Consider the following 16,423-nt stretch of genomic DNA (forward strand, 5'->3'; position numbering starts at 1 on the left):
AACTAATTATCATTAATTCGCTATAAGTCCGCGAAGACACCTACAATCAATAGCCAAAGTACTGCCACATACTTTCGATTTCCTATTAAAGAATTAACACCTCAATATTATTATTTAAAACCTCACACCTAAACATCAGCTCTTAAAAACCCTAACAACGCTTTCTCTTCACAGCTTTGGTATTTCTTAGTTCGTCCACGGCGTGCTTGTTTGTAAATCTCAAAGAACTGTCCTGCCAAAAAACGCTCAATGACAATGGGATGAATATAAGAGGCACGGCATACGGTTGGTGTATTACCCAGCTCTGCTGCCACACTTTTTACCATATCAGTGACTAATTGCTGTCGCTCAGCGCTTTCTGGTGCACTGGTTAATATGTTAGCGCCTGCAGTTGTTTGCAGTTCGTCATATAGGTAGCTTGCTGCAAGAACACTTGCCATCCATGTACGAAAATCCTTTGCGCTGTACAGTTTACTTTCGCAGTCCATGCCGCACGTATGCATCCGTAAGTAGTCATTGATATCACTACTATCAACGACTTGCTTATGCCCATTATCATCTAGATATTTGAATATCTGATAGCCTGGCAGCTCAGAACAGGCTTGCACGATGTCAATCAATCGCTCGTCTTGTAGCTCAATATGATGCTCTTTTGCACTTTTTCCGACAAAATCAAACGCCAGTCCATTGTCGGTTTCGCTGACATGCTTACTACGTAACGTACTTAGACCATAGCTTTTATTTTGTTTGGCGTAGCGGCTATTACCAATACGAATCAAAGTAGTTTCAAGCAATTTAACAACGGCAGCAAGCACATTGGTACGTGATAAGGACTCTGCTTCCAAATCTGCCTCCACCTGCGCGCGTAGATTGGGCAGTGCCTCTGCAAATCCTATCATCGCATCAAACTTTGCTTGGTCACGGATGTTGTTCCATGACGGATGATACAGATACTGTTTGCGTGATTTTTCGTCTCGCCCTGTTGATTGCAAATGGCCTCTTTCGTCTTGGCATATCCACACCTCTGACCACATGGGCGGTATCACCAATGCATCAAAACGCTGACGCAATGCTTTGTCTTTGACCGTGTTGCCTGTTGCATCACGATAAGTAAAGCCGCAACCCCAACGTCTACGCTCGTAGCCTGGTTCGTCGTCACTCACATAACGCAAATTGGCACGGCGTGCGAGATGCTCGTAATCATGACGCACGTCTTTGGTCATTGTTTGCTGGCTTGCCTTTACTGTTGCCTTTGTCATAAACCTGTATACCTTTGAGAGTTCATGGTTTTAGCATAATTAATGACGGTAGTTTTTGCTGTTTATTTGGCACAGACAAAGTGTAATCGATGTGTAAAATAAAGCAGTGACAAAATCGTGATATGGGTTCTAAACGCTACTTTTTTGAGGCATAATTTAGCGCTATCCACAACTTAAGTTTATTAAAAAAAATGAAACATTCATCTGTAAAAATTAAGCTACTGGCTCACAAAGATTACGCTTCATGGTTAAATTTATGGCAAAATTATCTCAGATTTTATGAGACCAGTTTACCAATGAGCATAATTGATGCGACATGGCACAACCTGCTTAACAACGATATCCCTATTTATGGATTTGGAGCATGGAAGGATGATATCTTGGTAGGTTTTACCCATGTCGTGCTGCACCCCAATACTTGGAACACTACTGACTGTTGCTATTTAGAAGATCTATACGCGAGTGAAAATATGCGCGGTCAAGGCGTTGGACGTGCGTTGATCGAAGCGGTATATGCTTTTGCCAATGAGAAAAACTGCAACCGTGTCTATTGGGTAACGCAAGAAAATAATACATCTGCACGTAAGCTATACGACAATATCGCCAGCTTGACCAACATGGTGCAGTATCGTAAAAACCTATAATTTTAATTAACCCTGTGTTGACTGCTTTATTAAAGTTCATGCCTATTTTAAAAAACATGCATAAAAAAACGCCAAGCATAAAATACTTGGCGTTTTTCGTTTTGATACTGCTATAACTTAGAAGTCGTTATTTACCGTATACACATAGATAAGCGGTTTCGACGTCTACTTTTACTTGGAACTTCTGATTAGCTTCAACGGTAAACTGCTCGCCAGCGTTAAACGTTTGCCACTCATCACTCTCTGGTAATTTTACGGTCAATGCACCGCTCACCACGCTCATGGTTTCAAATTCACTGGTGCCAAACTCATACTCACCAATTTCCATGACGCCGACAGTTGCAGGCTTAGTAGCCGTTTGAAAAGCAATAGAAGTCACTTTATCATCAAAATAATTATTAACGCTTGGCATAATTTTCCTTAATTAAATATTGGTTACTATTTTAAAACGGCTGCTTATTTAAAACAGCCTTTTACAATCCTGCTTTTAGACTCGCTTCAATAAACTGATCGAGGTCACCATCTAGCACCGCACCAGTGTTAAAGGTCTCAACACCCGTACGTAAGTCCTTGATGCGTGAATCATCGAGCACGTACGAACGAATTTGACTGCCCCAGCCGACATCAGACTTACCGTCTTCGACTGCTTGCTGTGATTCCATACGTTTTTGCATCTCTAACTCATAGAGCTTAGCACGTAGCATCTTCATCGCCGTGGCTTTGTTACCATGTTGACTACGCTCATTCTGACAGGTCACTACCACGCCCGACGGCTCATGGGTAATACGTACCGCAGAATCTGTCGTGTTTACGTGCTGACCACCCGCTCCTGATGAGCGATAGGTATCGATACGCAAATCCGCTGGATTGATATCAATCTCGACATTGTCGTCAATCTCAGGCGACACAAACACCGCAGCAAACGACGTATGACGACCATTATTACTATCAAATGGTGACTTACGTACTAGACGGTGGACACCAATCTCGGTACGCAACCAGCCAAACGCATAATCGCCTTTAATCTCAATGGTTGCCGACTTGATACCAGCCACGCTACCTGATGACACTTCAATAACATCTACTTTGAAACCATGTGCTTCTGCCCAGCGCGTGTACATGCGTAGTAGCATTTCAGCCCAATCTTGCGCTTCAGTGCCGCCACTACCTGACTGAATATCCAAGTAGCAGTTATTTGGATCCATCTCACCGCTAAACATCCGGCGGAATTCTAAATCAGCAACACGTTTCTCAGCGCTATCTAGCTCGCTCTGCACATCGGCTAGCAATGACTCATCTTCTGCTTCAACTGCCAACTCTAACATAGCAGACGCATCTTCTAGTGTAGTTTCAAGTGACACTACCACATCGATGACACCATCAAGGTGACTTTTTTCTTTATTAATCTTGGTCGCGCGCTCTGGATCATTCCATAGCTCAGGGTTTTCTAATTCCAAATTGACTTCTTCTAAGCGTTCTTGCTTACCATCGAAGTCAAAGATACCTCCGCAAATCCTGCCCACGCTCTGATAAATCTTTAATTTGTTCTTGATACGGATTGATTTCCATAAATGTTCCTGTTTTTCTAATAAAATAAATAACGCATGTGGTGCTATTTTAAATGAGATTGAGACTAAACGGTTCACTAATTATCGCTATTGCCAATGTTGTTACTATTACTAGATTGGACAGCCTAGATCGACCAATCTTCTACTGCCCAGCGATGTGCCAAAGCATGCGCATGTAACGCATCATCAGGTGATACGCAAACGGCCACATCAGCCCATTCGAGTAACGGAATATCATTTTTGGAATCCGAATACGCATACGTCTTTTCAAACGTGATTCCAGAGGATTGCTGTTTATTTAGCCATTTATCCAAATGGTATATCTTGCCCGCTTGAAAGTTTGGTCTGTCAGTTAGCTTACCTGTATAGCGATTGTTTTTGATCTCTAATGGCGTTGCCAATACATTGGCTTCTTCTATACCAAACCGCTTAGCAATGGCGGATACTACAAAATCATTGGTCGCAGAAATAATCACTACATCGTGCCCTTGCTCAATGTGCTGGCACAACGCTTCCATTGCTTTTGGGCGAATATGCGGCTCAATTTCGCTTTTGATATAGTCTTCTCTTAGCTCATCCAGTCTATCAAGCGGCAGACTGCTTAAAAACTGCGCAACGAATTCATTGTACTCTGTCGCGTCTAGCGTGCCTTCAATATAGTCATTATAAAATTTCTGATTGGCAGTGCGGTACTGCGCCTCATCGACAAGGTCATGCTTGACGATATACTCGCCCCAGAGATAATCGCTATCGACATCAAGTAATGTATGATCTAAATCAAATAATGCCAGTTGTTTTTGTTTTGTTTGTGCTTGATTTGCCTGCATGGTGAGACCTTATCGTTGGTTGCGAAGAAATATGAATCGTTTAATAAAATTGGGTACAGTTATCTACTAAGGCTGAGCCGTATCACTTAAACAGCATGTAAATGAAATAAGTATGCGCCCTATCGTCTATCTATTTAAACTTAGCTCGTTTACTTACCCTTAGTCAGGCATCGCTATTTCTGTTAAGCCAGTTTTAAATTTCTGGCAACGCTCAGCATAATGTAGCGCTGACATTTTTAGCATTGCTGCTTGCTCATCGGTCAGTGTCTTGACGACTTTTGCAGGCGCGCCCATCACTAGCGAGTTATCTGGAATAACCTGACCTTCAGTAATTAAGGCTTTCGCCCCTATCAGACAGTTTTTACCGATTTTGACATTATTAAGTACCACAGCGCCAATACCAACCAGACTGTTATCACCGACTTCACAGCCATGTAGCATAGCTAGATGACCGATAGTCACGTAATTACCAATAGTGACTTTGATACCTGCATCAGTATGAATCACACTGTTTTCTTGTACATTACTATAGTCACCGATATGGATACGATCGTTGTCACCGCGTATCACTGCACCGAACCAAATATTGGCTTGATGGCCTAAATACACATCGCCCATCACTTGCGCTGAATCTGCCACCCAACCGTTGAACGGTGCGGCAAACTCAGGGGTTTTGTCTAAATACTGATAAATCATAACGACTCCTTGTCATCTTCATTATTGTTATAACAAACGATCATAAAAATTGGGTTTAGCGCTGCGCTGTCCATTGTGGCAAAGCCAACTGCGAAAATCCAGCGCTATTAATATACGCTTAATGTTGATTTTGATAAAAGAAAAGGTAGCTTGTATTTGCTTAGGCTATTTTATAAAGTTAATATCTTTATAAAGTCCTCATTATTAGCTATGAAATGACTAATAATCCAGTAAATCGGCTAGCTATAACCGTCTATTTTGTATATAATACGCAAAATCTGTGCCTAAGCGAGCGGACATGATGCAAGTTACCTATTCACTATCTAGTGGGTTTTGTAGTTTTCATCAATAATGTCTTCTCGCTTTTTTGTGGAAAATTTTTGTGTATCGCCCTTTTTTTACTTTTATATGACAACAGTCAAATGCCGTAAATAAAAGGATACGGAGCAATTTTAGTCCAACAAAACATGATGGCACTCACCAATAACAGCGGAGGCAATCCTTGAATTCATCGGCAGAAATACAAGCAATTTTGGCACTAGCAGACGGTACAATCTTTCGCGGTGTCAGTATCGGCAGCCTAGGTCATCGTATTGGTGAAGTGGTATTTAACACAGCCATGACAGGGTATCAAGAAATCCTAACCGATCCAAGTTATGCCCGCCAGCTGGTGACTTTGACTTACCCTCATATCGGTAATACAGGCACCAACGCTGAGGACACAGAATCTGGCAATGGCCATAAAGTATGGGCAGACGGTCTTATCATCCGTGATGCCACCATGGTAACCTCTAACTTCCGTAACTCAGAGTCACTTAGCGACTATTTACAGCGTAATGAGACAGTGGCTATCGCTGAAATTGATACCCGTCAGCTAACACGTCTATTACGTGATAAAGGTGCACAGAACGGCTGTATCATGACTGCCTCAAACGGCGAGACGATCAGTAGCGACGATGAGCAAAAAGCGATTGAGTTAGCGAAAGGATTTGCAGGTCTAAAAGGCATGGACTTGGCAAAAGAATGCTGTACTAAAGAGAACTTCGAGTGGACAGCGGGTACCTGGGATTTATCAGACACCCTACTCAACCGCGATATCCCTGGTAGTCATGATAGCGGTACTGGCGGCTTCTTTAAGCAACTCGGCACTCACATCGATTCTAAATACAACGTAGTCGCTTATGACTTCGGTAGCAAAACCAACATCCTACGCATGCTCGTCGACCGCGGTTGTCACGTAACGGTTGTACCAGCACAGACCCCTATCGCTGATGTGCTAGCAATGAACCCAGATGGCATCTTCTTATCAAACGGCCCTGGTGATCCTGCAGCTTGTGATTACGCAATCGATGCGGTACGCCACATCATTGAGCAAACTGACGTACCAACGTTTGGCATCTGCTTAGGCCATCAGCTGATTGGTCTGGCTAGCGGTGCAAATACCATCAAAATGAAAACTGGCCATCATGGTGCCAACCATCCAGTACAAGATTTGGCGAATGGCACGGTTATGATTACCAGTCAGAACCATGGTTTTGCGGTTGATGAAGACACGCTACCTGACAACGTTAAATCTACTCATCGCTCACTATTTGATGGTACCAACCAAGGTATCGAGCTGACCGATAAGCCTGTATTTAGCTTCCAAGGTCACCCAGAAGCCAGCCCTGGTCCACATGACTGCGCGCCATTGTTTGATAAGTTTGCGGATATGATGGAACAGTCTAAAGCTGCCCAAGCGTAAACGGTTGATTATAACTACATAATAAGTAAACGCTTGAATCGTCCATAGCGCTTCAAGCGGCATTAAATAAAGCACTGCAAGCATAAGACGCCATGAGCGTTATCAAAAATAAAGATTACTCAAATTATCACCCAAACGAAGGTAGCTCTAACTATGCCAAAACGTACCGACATAAAAAGCATTCTTATCATTGGCGCAGGCCCTATCGTCATCGGCCAAGCATGTGAGTTTGACTATTCAGGCGCACAGGCGTGTAAAGCACTAAAAGAAGAAGGCTACCGCGTCATCTTGGTCAACTCAAACCCTGCGACCATCATGACCGACCCTGTCATGGCTGACGCGACCTATATCGAGCCGATTACTTGGCAGACCGTTGAGCAAATCATTGCCAAAGAACGTCCAGATGCAATCTTGCCAACGATGGGCGGACAGACAGCTCTAAACTGTGCGCTAGAGCTAGACAAGCACGGCGTATTGACTAAGTATAACTGCGAGTTGATTGGCGCGACCAAAGACTCAATCGAGATGGCAGAAGATCGCAACTTGTTTGATAAAGCCATGAAGCGTATCGGCCTTGAGTGCCCTCGCGCTGAAACGGCTGAAACCATGGAAGAAGCCTTTGCGACTCAAGAAAAAATGGGCTATCCGTGTATCATTCGTCCATCATTTACGATGGGTGGTTCAGGCGGTGGTATCGCTTATAACCGCGATGAGTTCATTGAAATCTGCGAGCGTGGTTTTGATCTGTCACCAAACCATCAGCTACTCATCGATGAGTCACTCATCGGTTGGAAAGAGTACGAGATGGAAGTGGTTCGTGACAAAAATGACAACTGCATCATCATCTGTGCCATTGAAAACTTTGACCCAATGGGCGTACATACAGGTGACTCAATCACCGTCGCACCAGCACAGACCTTGACCGACAAAGAATACCAAATCATGCGTAATGCGTCATTAGCAGTATTGCGTGAGATCGGTGTTGAAACAGGCGGCTCAAACGTACAGTTCGGTATCAATCCTGATACTGGTCGTATGGTCGTCATTGAGATGAACCCACGTGTATCACGCTCATCTGCCCTAGCCTCAAAAGCCACTGGCTTCCCGATTGCCAAAATCGCAGCGAAACTGGCCATTGGTTATACGCTAGACGAATTGCAAAATGACATTACTGGTGGCAAAACACCAGCCAGCTTTGAGCCTGCGCTTGATTATGTTGTGACTAAGATACCTCGTTTTAACTTCGAAAAATTCCCACAAGCAGACAATATCTTATCGACTCAGATGAAATCGGTCGGTGAAGTGATGGCGATCGGTCGTAACTTCCAAGAGTCTATGCAAAAAGCATTGCGCGGTATGGAAACAGGTGCGGATGGTTTTGACGAGCAAATTGACTTGTCAAAAGTAAGCGCCGAAAAAGCGCGTAGCGAAATCATCAACCGCCTAACCATTCCAACACCTGAGCGTATCTACTACGTTGCTGATGCATTCCGTGTCGGTATGAGTGTCGATGAAGTGTTTAACTTTACTAAGATTGACCCATGGTTCTTGGTACAGATCGAAGACATCGTTAAAACAGAAGCCACTGTGAAATCACTTGGCTTTGGTGGATTGAACGAGAAGAATTTACGTAGCTTTAAACGTAAAGGCTTGTCAGATTTGCGTTTGGCTAAATTGCTTGGTATCTCACAAAAGCAGCTACGCAAAAAGCGTTGGGATCTAAACGTCTATCCAGTCTATAAGCGTGTCGATACCTGTGCAGCAGAGTTTGCTACTAGCACGGCCTATATGTACTCGACATACGATAGCGAATGTGAAGCGAACCCAACAGACAAAAAGAAAATCATGGTTATCGGTGGCGGCCCTAACCGTATCGGCCAAGGTATTGAGTTTGATTACTGCTGTGTGCATGCAGCGCTTGCTATGCGTGAAGACGGCTATGAGACCATCATGGTTAACTGTAACCCTGAAACGGTTTCAACCGATTATGACACTTCTGACCGTCTATACTTTGAGCCAATCACATTAGAGGACGTGCTAGAGATCGTTCGTATCGAAAATCCAGATGGCGTGATCGTACAGTTCGGTGGTCAAACGCCATTGAAACTTGCTCGTGCACTAGAGTCAGCAGGCGTTAAAATCATCGGTACTAGCCCAGATGCAATTGACCGTGCCGAAGATCGTGAACGCTTCCAGCACATGATTCAGCAGCTGAATTTAGTACAGCCATCAAACGCACTAGCAACCAGCTTAGAAGACGGCTTGGTTAAAGCCAAAGACGTAGGCTATCCACTGGTTGTACGTCCATCTTATGTATTAGGTGGCCGCGCGATGGAAATCGTCTATAACGAAGACGAGCTAAGACATTACCTACGTACTGCGGTACAAGCATCGAACGAAGCGCCTGTCCTACTAGATCGTTTCTTAGATGATGCTATCGAAGTCGACGTAGACTGTGTCTGTGATGGTACTGATGTCGTCATTGGCGGTATCATGCAGCATATCGAACAGGCTGGTGTTCACTCAGGTGACTCAGCATGCTCACTACCACCATACTCACTGTCTAAAGAGCTATGTGATGTGATGCGCGCACAGACAGTCGCTATGGCAAAAGAGCTAGGCGTTATCGGTCTAATGAACGTACAGTTCGCGGTAAAAGGCGAAACTGTATATATCCTAGAAGTGAACCCACGTGCTGCGCGTACAGTACCGTTCGTCTCTAAGTGTATCGGTACTTCTTTAGCACAGGTTGCTGCTCGCTGTATGGCTGGTACTTCACTTAAAGATCAAGGCTTTACCACTGAAATCGTTCCAGCATTCTATGCGGTCAAAGAAGCGGTATTCCCATTTGCTAAGTTCCCAGGTGTTGACCCAATCTTGAGTCCTGAGATGAAATCAACGGGCGAAGTTATGGGCGTGGGCAAAACCTTTGGCGAAGCATTTTACAAAGCCATTATCGGTAGTAACGAGCGTCTGCCAGGTTTACCGACTGAAGGCGAGACAAAAACCGTCTTTATCTCAGTTCGTGACAGTGATAAAGCCCAAATCGCTCCGATTGCTCGTCAGCTTGCAGACTTTGGCTTTAAGATTGTCTCGACCACTGGCACGCAAAAAGTACTGAGTGACGCTGGTATCGAAAGTCAACAAATCAACAAGGTCACTGAAGGTCGTCCGCATATCGTTGATGCCTTGAAAAATGGCAAAATCGACCTTATCATCAATACCACTGAAGGTAAGCAAGCTCAAGAGGATTCGTTCTCTATTCGCCGTAGTGCGCTACAGGGCAAAGTATTCTACGTCACCACGTTAGGTGCCGCTGATGCCGTCTGCAAATCTTACGCGATTGACTTACCGTTTGATGTCTATAAGTTACAAGATTTGCATGAGCAAGCAAAGTCTATTGACGTGGCTGAATAATTTCAGTAGATTAAGCATAACCGTTAGGCTTGCCTAAAAGCTCACTCAAGTATCGTTGTTTGCTTTAAATATAGCCAACCATGCTTGAGGAACGATACCTTTACCGTGATAGACCTAAAAAGCATAGTGGCTAAATTGCGACTATGCTTTTTATTACGTAAGCTTAAGGGCGCCTATGCTTGAATTGAGGTGAGATACACTCATAAATGATAGCCAACTTATTCATTACATCGTCTTAATTATCACTCTTTTATATTTTATATCCATTGCAACAACACTGACACCATCTCAATATGAGGTGGTGTGGTGTTATTGGTTTAAGGAAAAAACATGCAACGTTACCCAATGACTCCGCAAGGACACGCGGCTCTAGAAGCCGAATTAAAACAGCTAAAAAGTGTCGACCGTCCACGCATCACAGCATCGATTGCTGAAGCACGCGAACACGGCGATTTGAAAGAAAATGCTGAATACCATGCTGCCCGCGAGCAACAAGGTTTTTGTGAAGCACGTATTCGTGACATCGAAGCCAAACTTGGTGGCGCTCAAGTCATCGATCCTTCGACACTGCCAAAAGAAGGCCGTATCGTGTTTGGTGTTAGCGTCGTGATCGAAAACATGGACACCGAAGAAGAGAAACAGTACAAAATCGTTGGCGACGATGAAGCTGACTTTAAAGCTGGCAAAATCTCAGTCAACTCACCAATCGCTCGTGGTTTGATTGGTAAGTTCGAAGGCGACGAAGTACGCATCGAAACGCCAAAAGGCGTGGTTGAATATGAAGTCATGAAAGTTATATACGACTAATAGCTACACTGCGTTCTAATCTAGAGTTTTGATACTCTCAATTGTAGACAGTTCGAGAAATGACTTTTAGATAGTAGCTTCTATGACAATGATTGCGCCTGACTACTTAGTTATGCAATTCCATAGATGAAAGCTGTACTACACATAGATAGCATTTATACCGTTTCGGTTACACAATGCTGCTTTTATCCATGATTTGTTTTGGCGCATAATTATTTGAGTTTGAGTGCACAACAGCTTCAATATTAAGTTTATTCAATAAGAAATATTTAGGATTGAATAGCTTTTATACAAGTTAGTATTGCGGCGCTTTTACTAAAAATAATGATGGTCTGATCGCATACATAGGCTAATATCAGCACTACTACCCTCGTTATTTGGCATATTTTTCGGTGTCATTTAGCGGGGGTTTTGTTTATCTAAGCATTATCTATTGTTGTATTACTTACTATTATTTTTGAGGAGTCTTTTATGATTATGAACGATGGTTTTCAAGCATCAACTGCTAAAACGACTATGGCACAAAATGCAGCTATGTCTGCATTGCTAGCAGGTATTGTATTGGCCGCATCATCGGCCAATGCTGCCCCTGAGATTGCCATTAGCTCATCTGCGAGCGGTAGCACCACTGTTGTCGAGCAATACTCTGATGGCAAAACTGCTACGATTACGGCGACGCCAAACGGTATCACCATGCAGGATGGCATGCCGTACGCGGTAACTCAGGTGACCACTGTGCCACGCTACGTCGTGCGTCAGTCTCCTGTTGTACAAGGTACGACGACCGTTACTAGCGTACCAGTGACTAACTCTATTACCAATAAGGTCACTAAAGTAGATGTGATTACCACGCCTGCCAGCAGCGTGACGCAAGTACTACCTGTCGCAACCAACGTCACCCCGCCAGTGATTATGCAGCAGCCAGTGACCAATCAAGTAACGACAACGACGACAACTTTGGATACGTTGCAACTGACCCCAACTTTTAGCACGCCTGGCGTAGTCAATGCCAACACCAAAGTCATGAAAATTCTAAAAAATGCTGATGGACGTGAAGTTGCCGTTCCTGCCAATCATATTGCCCCTGGTGATGTGATTGAGTATCACACCACGTACACCAATACCACAGCAGAGCCGGTTAATGACATCAACGCCATGATCTCATTACCAAGTGGCGTCCAGTTAGTCTCGTTAAATAGTCCTCTGCCGACGCTTGCTACCACTGGCGGAGACAGCTATCAAACCATTCAGCAAGTTGGTAATACGGTAGTTGTCCAAGAAAACTACTCTGGTCTAAAATGGAACTTGGTGAACTTTGATGCCAATGCGGCCAAAACCGTCGTCATACGTGCCAAGGTTCAATAAACATTAAACTGTCGCATATTATTATTTAACAGCTATCTGAATATGTAAAAGGTCTTGTGGACTAGCTCTAGTCAGCAAGACCTTTTTTTGGAAAAAAGCCAAGCACAGGTATTCACGATACTAGCCATTCCTCTCTTATTACTCGGTATTGCAGGTATCGTTGGCGGTTTGGTCATTGGATTATTATCTGAAAAAATCTTTATATAAATTCAAATCACATCCAAAAATTCAGATTTTTGTGACGACAACCGTTGTCGCATATCATTCTAACTTCACCTATAAATACAATGACTTAGCGATAATTTTGGTAAAATAGTCTCTCAATAATTAATTGGTAAAACGCGACTTATGGCAAACATCAATTATGAAAGATTACAGGGCAAACTCAATATCTTGGCCGATGCTGCCAAGTATGATGTCTCTTGCTCATCCTCCGCTGGTACTCGTAAGAACCAAGGCGGCGGACTAGGTGATGCCTCAGCAACAGGTATCTGTCACAGCTACACCGAAGATGGTCGCTGCGTCAGCCTATTAAAGATTCTTTTGACCAATCACTGCATTTATGACTGTGCTTATTGCACTTCACGTAAAAGCAATGACACGCCGCGCGCTGCGTTTAGTGTGGAAGAAGTCGTCGACTTGACCATGCAGTTTTATCGCCGTAACTATATCGAAGGGCTATTTCTCAGCTCTGGTATCTTTAAAAGTGGCGACTATACAATGGAGCGACTGGTCGAAGTCGCCAAACTCTTACGTACGCGTGAGCGCTTTAATGGTTACATCCATCTAAAAACCATCCCAGGTGCCTCAAAAGAACTGCTGCTAGAAGCAGGGTTATATGCGGATCGTTTGAGCGTCAATATTGAGATTCCAACCAAATCAGGGTTGGCTTTGCTTGCGCCAGAAAAATCTCATGATCAATTAAAAGCACCGATGGAGACGGTAAAAGAAGAAATCATCACCATTCGTGAAAGCCGTAAAACTCACAAAAAAGCACCTAAGTTCACGCCAGCAGGTCAGACCAGTCAAATGATTGTCGGTGCGAGTAACGAGACTGACTTGCAGGTGATTCAGCTATCGAGTCACTTCTACAAAACGTATGATCTCAAGCGGGTCTATTACTCAGGTTATGTACCTATGCTCTCTGATAATCGCTTGCCTGCGATTGGAACGCCTGTGCCGATGGTACGAGAGAATCGTCTGTATCAGGCAGATTGGTTAATGCGCTTTTATGGTTTTGGCGCGCATGAGATTGTGGAGCCAGAGTCGCCATTTTTAGATTTAGACTGCGATCCAAAGCTTGCTTGGGCAATACGCCATCGCGAGCATTTCCCAGTCAATATCCAGACAGCGACTTATGAAATGATAGTGCGTATCCCAGGTATCGGTACAAAAACTGCTAAAAAAATCGTCAAAGCACGTAAGTTCAATCAATTAACGCTATACCATCTAAAAAAGATGGGCGCTGCGGTCAACCGTGCTAAATACTTCATCGCGACCACTGGCAAAAACGAACACCTTGCTCATTTAACGCGCGATAATTTCCGTCAGTATGTATTGGCTCAAACACAGACCAAGTTTAACGATCAACGTACTGGGCAGTTGGCTTTATTTTAGAATGGCTCTAGATAGTGGGTGTTAGAGAAAGTTGCCATCTGACTACTGTATTTATGATAGAAATGTAGGAAAAAACATGTCAGCACTTATGCAAAATGACTCTTACGCTGTCGGTCAATTGACGCCTAGCATTGTACTGTATGAGCCTAGCTTTGAAGGTTGGTTGAGTGCTGTGTTTTATGTCTATGCCAATCGTCTACAAAACGATATGTCACTAAAGCTAACCGCGCAAGATTGCTATGTGCCCTCACTCATCGCTCAGGCGACTAGCGTGGTAACTGATGAGGATAAAGCCGAGCGTGTGTTGGTCAAATTAAATACCTTATTAGGTAGATCAGGCATGCGAAATATCTTATGGGGGTTTTTATCAGAGAAGGACGATATCGGTACGACATTGTTTCGCGTGGTCAAATACGCCATCGACTATCCCAATCGTCAAATTATGCAAGATTTGGGTAATTTGGACGTGCTTGAACTAGTGCAGACAGTCAAATCAGTTGGCCGTGAGAAACATCGTATGGAGGCGTTTGTACGTTTTGAGCATACGACTGATGATATTTATTTTGCACGTGTAGAGCCTGATTTTAATGTACTGCCACTCATCGGGGAGCACTTTCGTCAGCGCTATCAGGATCAACACTGGGCAATCTATGATCTGACTCGGGGCTATGGCATCTATTATGATAAAAGTAATAGCATGCCATCACGTCCAGCAAAGCTGCAAACCATCACTGATCTTGATGATGCGGTACTACGCAATCCTGCCAGCATCCATAGTCCTGATGAACAGCGCTATCAAAAATTCTGGCAAGGTTACTTTACCAACGTCAATATCAAAGAGCGCAAAAACCCTAAGCTACATAAGCAATATCTCCCGCAGCGCTACTGGAAATACTTGAGTGAAAAACAAGTGCTGCCCAATGCTGAGCACTTACAAAAACGACGCTAACGGCTTTTGTTGTTTGTTAATCCACGTCTTACACTTATATATTCTAAAAACCCCCTGTCTGACCTTATCTTTTTATCTTGATGGTTGAGTTTTAATCGCTTTTAACTGACAATAGCAAATTGATATTACTAACCGGTGACCAACGCTATTATGAAAGTTATGCGCTTACTGTCGTCTCTAAAGCATGATGAATCCGAGCGCGGCATTTTTCATCTTGGGCGAGCATTAGTCAAAAATGAGCATACCTCTATCATTGTCTCCAGTGCCGATGAAGACAACGACTTAGTTAGACGTCTCAAACGTGATGGCAATATTTACCATCAGCTACATGTGAATAAAAAGTCTTGGCTATCGCTATTGCAAGTCTCTGCACTGCGGCATTTGATAGAAAAGTACGAACCTGATGTCATTCATGTACATTCTCGTACCCCTGCATGGATATTGCATTTGGCACTGCGCCGCGCACGCGTCAGGCGTTTTCCCAAACTGGTCTCGACCATGTATGGTTTTTATCCTATTAATAAGTACTCTCAGGCTCTACTCAATGTTGATACGATAATCACCGTATCTGATAGTGTCACTCAATACTTAAAAAAAGGACTGCGCATCGAAGACGTAGATCCTAAAGTCATCACGCGTATCTATCGTGGTATCGATACTCGGCGCTATCCTTATCGTCATAATCCGTCGGTCTATTGGTTACGTCATACCTTTGCCGAATACCCTGAGCTTGAGCACAAAAAATGGCTCGTATTCCCAACTGTAATCGGTAATGAGTACGGACAAGAGTGGCTGATAGATATTTTGGGTAACCTGCAAGAGCAATTCCCCAATATTCACGTTATTATTATGGATGAAGACTATAAAGACGGCGATGTCGCTCATGAAGATTTTCGTCAACGTACTAACAGCTTAGGACTGGCTGAGCGCATTACCTATGTGGGCAGCAAACGTAATGATATGCGAGAATGGCTATCGGCGGCCAACATTGTCATGGCACTTGCCAATGAGCCCGAGTCAATCGGTATCAATGCCCTACAAGCCATACATTTAGGTACGCCAGTCATTGGTTGGGATCAAGCAGCCTTTAGCGAGATTTTACAACCGCTCTACCCGCAAGGACTGGTAAAAAAATATAATGCCAATGCGCTCTGTAAAGCGGTTAGAAATCAGCTAGAGAGCGTGACGCGTCCTGAAATGACCAACAAATTCACCATGCGTGAGATGATTGAAAAGACGCTTGAAGTCTATCAAAGCTTACATGATGCAGCGCTTGCCGAAGAACAAGCAAAAGCAGATGCTATCGCAGTTCGACGCATCAAACGCAGTCTGAAGAAAGCATCTAAACCTGCGCTCAACGTCGCTGTAAAAAATATTGAACCTGTTGCTAAAAATCCAAAAATAAAGCTGACTAAAGAAAAATCGAAGACAACGGATAATGTAGAAACCACTGAAGACAATCAATAGCCATAAGCTAAGCGTTTTATTCGATAGGTAATTCTACAATCAAAAAAGGCTACTTCTAAAATG

The 16,423-nt window shown here is 43.6% G+C and carries 13 protein-coding genes; 8 read left to right on the forward strand and 5 right to left on the reverse strand.

Annotation, left to right across the window (positions count from 1 at the left end; genetic code table 11):
* Positions 1 to 128: 128 nt before the first annotated feature.
* A complete protein-coding gene (locus JMX91_RS03955) occupies positions 129 to 1,259 on the reverse strand; it encodes a DNA topoisomerase IB (protein ID WP_201547759.1) in 1,131 nt (376 codons plus the stop codon).
* Between the two features lie 191 nt (positions 1,260 to 1,450).
* On the opposite strand from JMX91_RS03955, the gene JMX91_RS03960 reads away from it, so the two are divergent.
* Positions 1,451 to 1,903, forward strand: coding sequence for a GNAT family N-acetyltransferase (locus JMX91_RS03960; RefSeq protein ID WP_201547761.1), 453 nt, complete (start codon positions 1,451 to 1,453; stop codon positions 1,901 to 1,903).
* 127 nt (positions 1,904 to 2,030) lie between these two features.
* On the opposite strand, the gene JMX91_RS03965 is transcribed toward JMX91_RS03960, so the two are convergent.
* The 4 genes from JMX91_RS03965 to JMX91_RS03980 form a co-directional block, all read right to left on the reverse strand.
* On the reverse strand, positions 2,031 to 2,315 hold the full coding sequence (locus JMX91_RS03965) for a pyrimidine/purine nucleoside phosphorylase (RefSeq protein WP_057760713.1): 285 nt from the start codon (positions 2,313 to 2,315) through the stop codon (positions 2,031 to 2,033).
* A 61-nt stretch (positions 2,316 to 2,376) separates the two neighbouring features.
* Positions 2,377 to 3,472, reverse strand: a protein-coding gene (gene prfB, locus JMX91_RS03970; protein ID WP_102078362.1) for a peptide chain release factor 2 whose coding sequence is annotated in 2 segments (ribosomal slippage) — positions 2,377 to 3,399 and positions 3,401 to 3,472 — 1,095 coding nt in all. Because the reading frame shifts where the segments join, the coding sequence is not laid out codon by codon here.
* 124 nt (positions 3,473 to 3,596) lie between these two features.
* Complete coding sequence (locus JMX91_RS03975) at positions 3,597 to 4,298, reverse strand: HAD family hydrolase (protein ID WP_201547763.1); 702 nt, start codon at positions 4,296 to 4,298, stop codon at positions 3,597 to 3,599.
* A 159-nt stretch (positions 4,299 to 4,457) separates the two neighbouring features.
* Entirely contained in the window at positions 4,458 to 4,994 is a 537-nt protein-coding gene (locus JMX91_RS03980; RefSeq protein WP_201547764.1) for a gamma carbonic anhydrase family protein, read from the reverse strand.
* Between the two features lie 502 nt (positions 4,995 to 5,496).
* Between JMX91_RS03980 and carA the strand changes: the two genes are divergently transcribed.
* From carA to JMX91_RS04015, 7 genes are all read left to right on the forward strand, one after another.
* The gene (carA, locus tag JMX91_RS03985; RefSeq protein WP_201547766.1) at positions 5,497 to 6,738 is read left to right on the forward strand and encodes a glutamine-hydrolyzing carbamoyl-phosphate synthase small subunit; all 1,242 of its coding nucleotides are present in this window, start codon (positions 5,497 to 5,499) and stop codon (positions 6,736 to 6,738) included.
* Between the two features lie 153 nt (positions 6,739 to 6,891).
* The gene (carB, locus tag JMX91_RS03990; RefSeq protein WP_102091162.1) at positions 6,892 to 10,155 is read left to right on the forward strand and encodes a carbamoyl-phosphate synthase large subunit; all 3,264 of its coding nucleotides are present in this window, start codon (positions 6,892 to 6,894) and stop codon (positions 10,153 to 10,155) included.
* 330 nt (positions 10,156 to 10,485) lie between these two features.
* Positions 10,486 to 10,962: a transcription elongation factor GreA gene (greA, locus tag JMX91_RS03995; protein WP_057760725.1), complete on the forward strand. Its 477-nt coding sequence runs from the start codon at positions 10,486 to 10,488 to the stop codon at positions 10,960 to 10,962.
* 471 nt (positions 10,963 to 11,433) lie between these two features.
* Positions 11,434 to 12,327, forward strand: coding sequence for a hypothetical protein (locus JMX91_RS04000; RefSeq protein ID WP_227679258.1), 894 nt, complete (start codon positions 11,434 to 11,436; stop codon positions 12,325 to 12,327).
* 348 nt (positions 12,328 to 12,675) lie between these two features.
* Positions 12,676 to 13,944, forward strand: a complete 1,269-nt coding sequence (locus JMX91_RS04005; RefSeq protein WP_057760729.1) for a putative DNA modification/repair radical SAM protein — start codon at positions 12,676 to 12,678, stop codon at positions 13,942 to 13,944.
* Between the two features lie 76 nt (positions 13,945 to 14,020).
* Positions 14,021 to 14,893 carry a TIGR03915 family putative DNA repair protein gene (locus JMX91_RS04010; protein WP_201547768.1) on the forward strand — a complete coding sequence of 291 codons (873 nt, stop codon included), beginning with the start codon at positions 14,021 to 14,023 and terminating at the stop codon, positions 14,891 to 14,893.
* Between the two features lie 150 nt (positions 14,894 to 15,043).
* Complete coding sequence (locus JMX91_RS04015; RefSeq protein WP_201547771.1) at positions 15,044 to 16,360, forward strand: glycosyltransferase family 4 protein; 1,317 nt, start codon at positions 15,044 to 15,046, stop codon at positions 16,358 to 16,360.
* Positions 16,361 to 16,423 lie beyond the last annotated feature (63 nt).

Source organism: Psychrobacter sp. Pi2-1 (assembly GCF_904846645.1).
In the GTDB taxonomy this organism is placed as follows: Bacteria; Pseudomonadota; Gammaproteobacteria; order Pseudomonadales; family Moraxellaceae; genus Psychrobacter.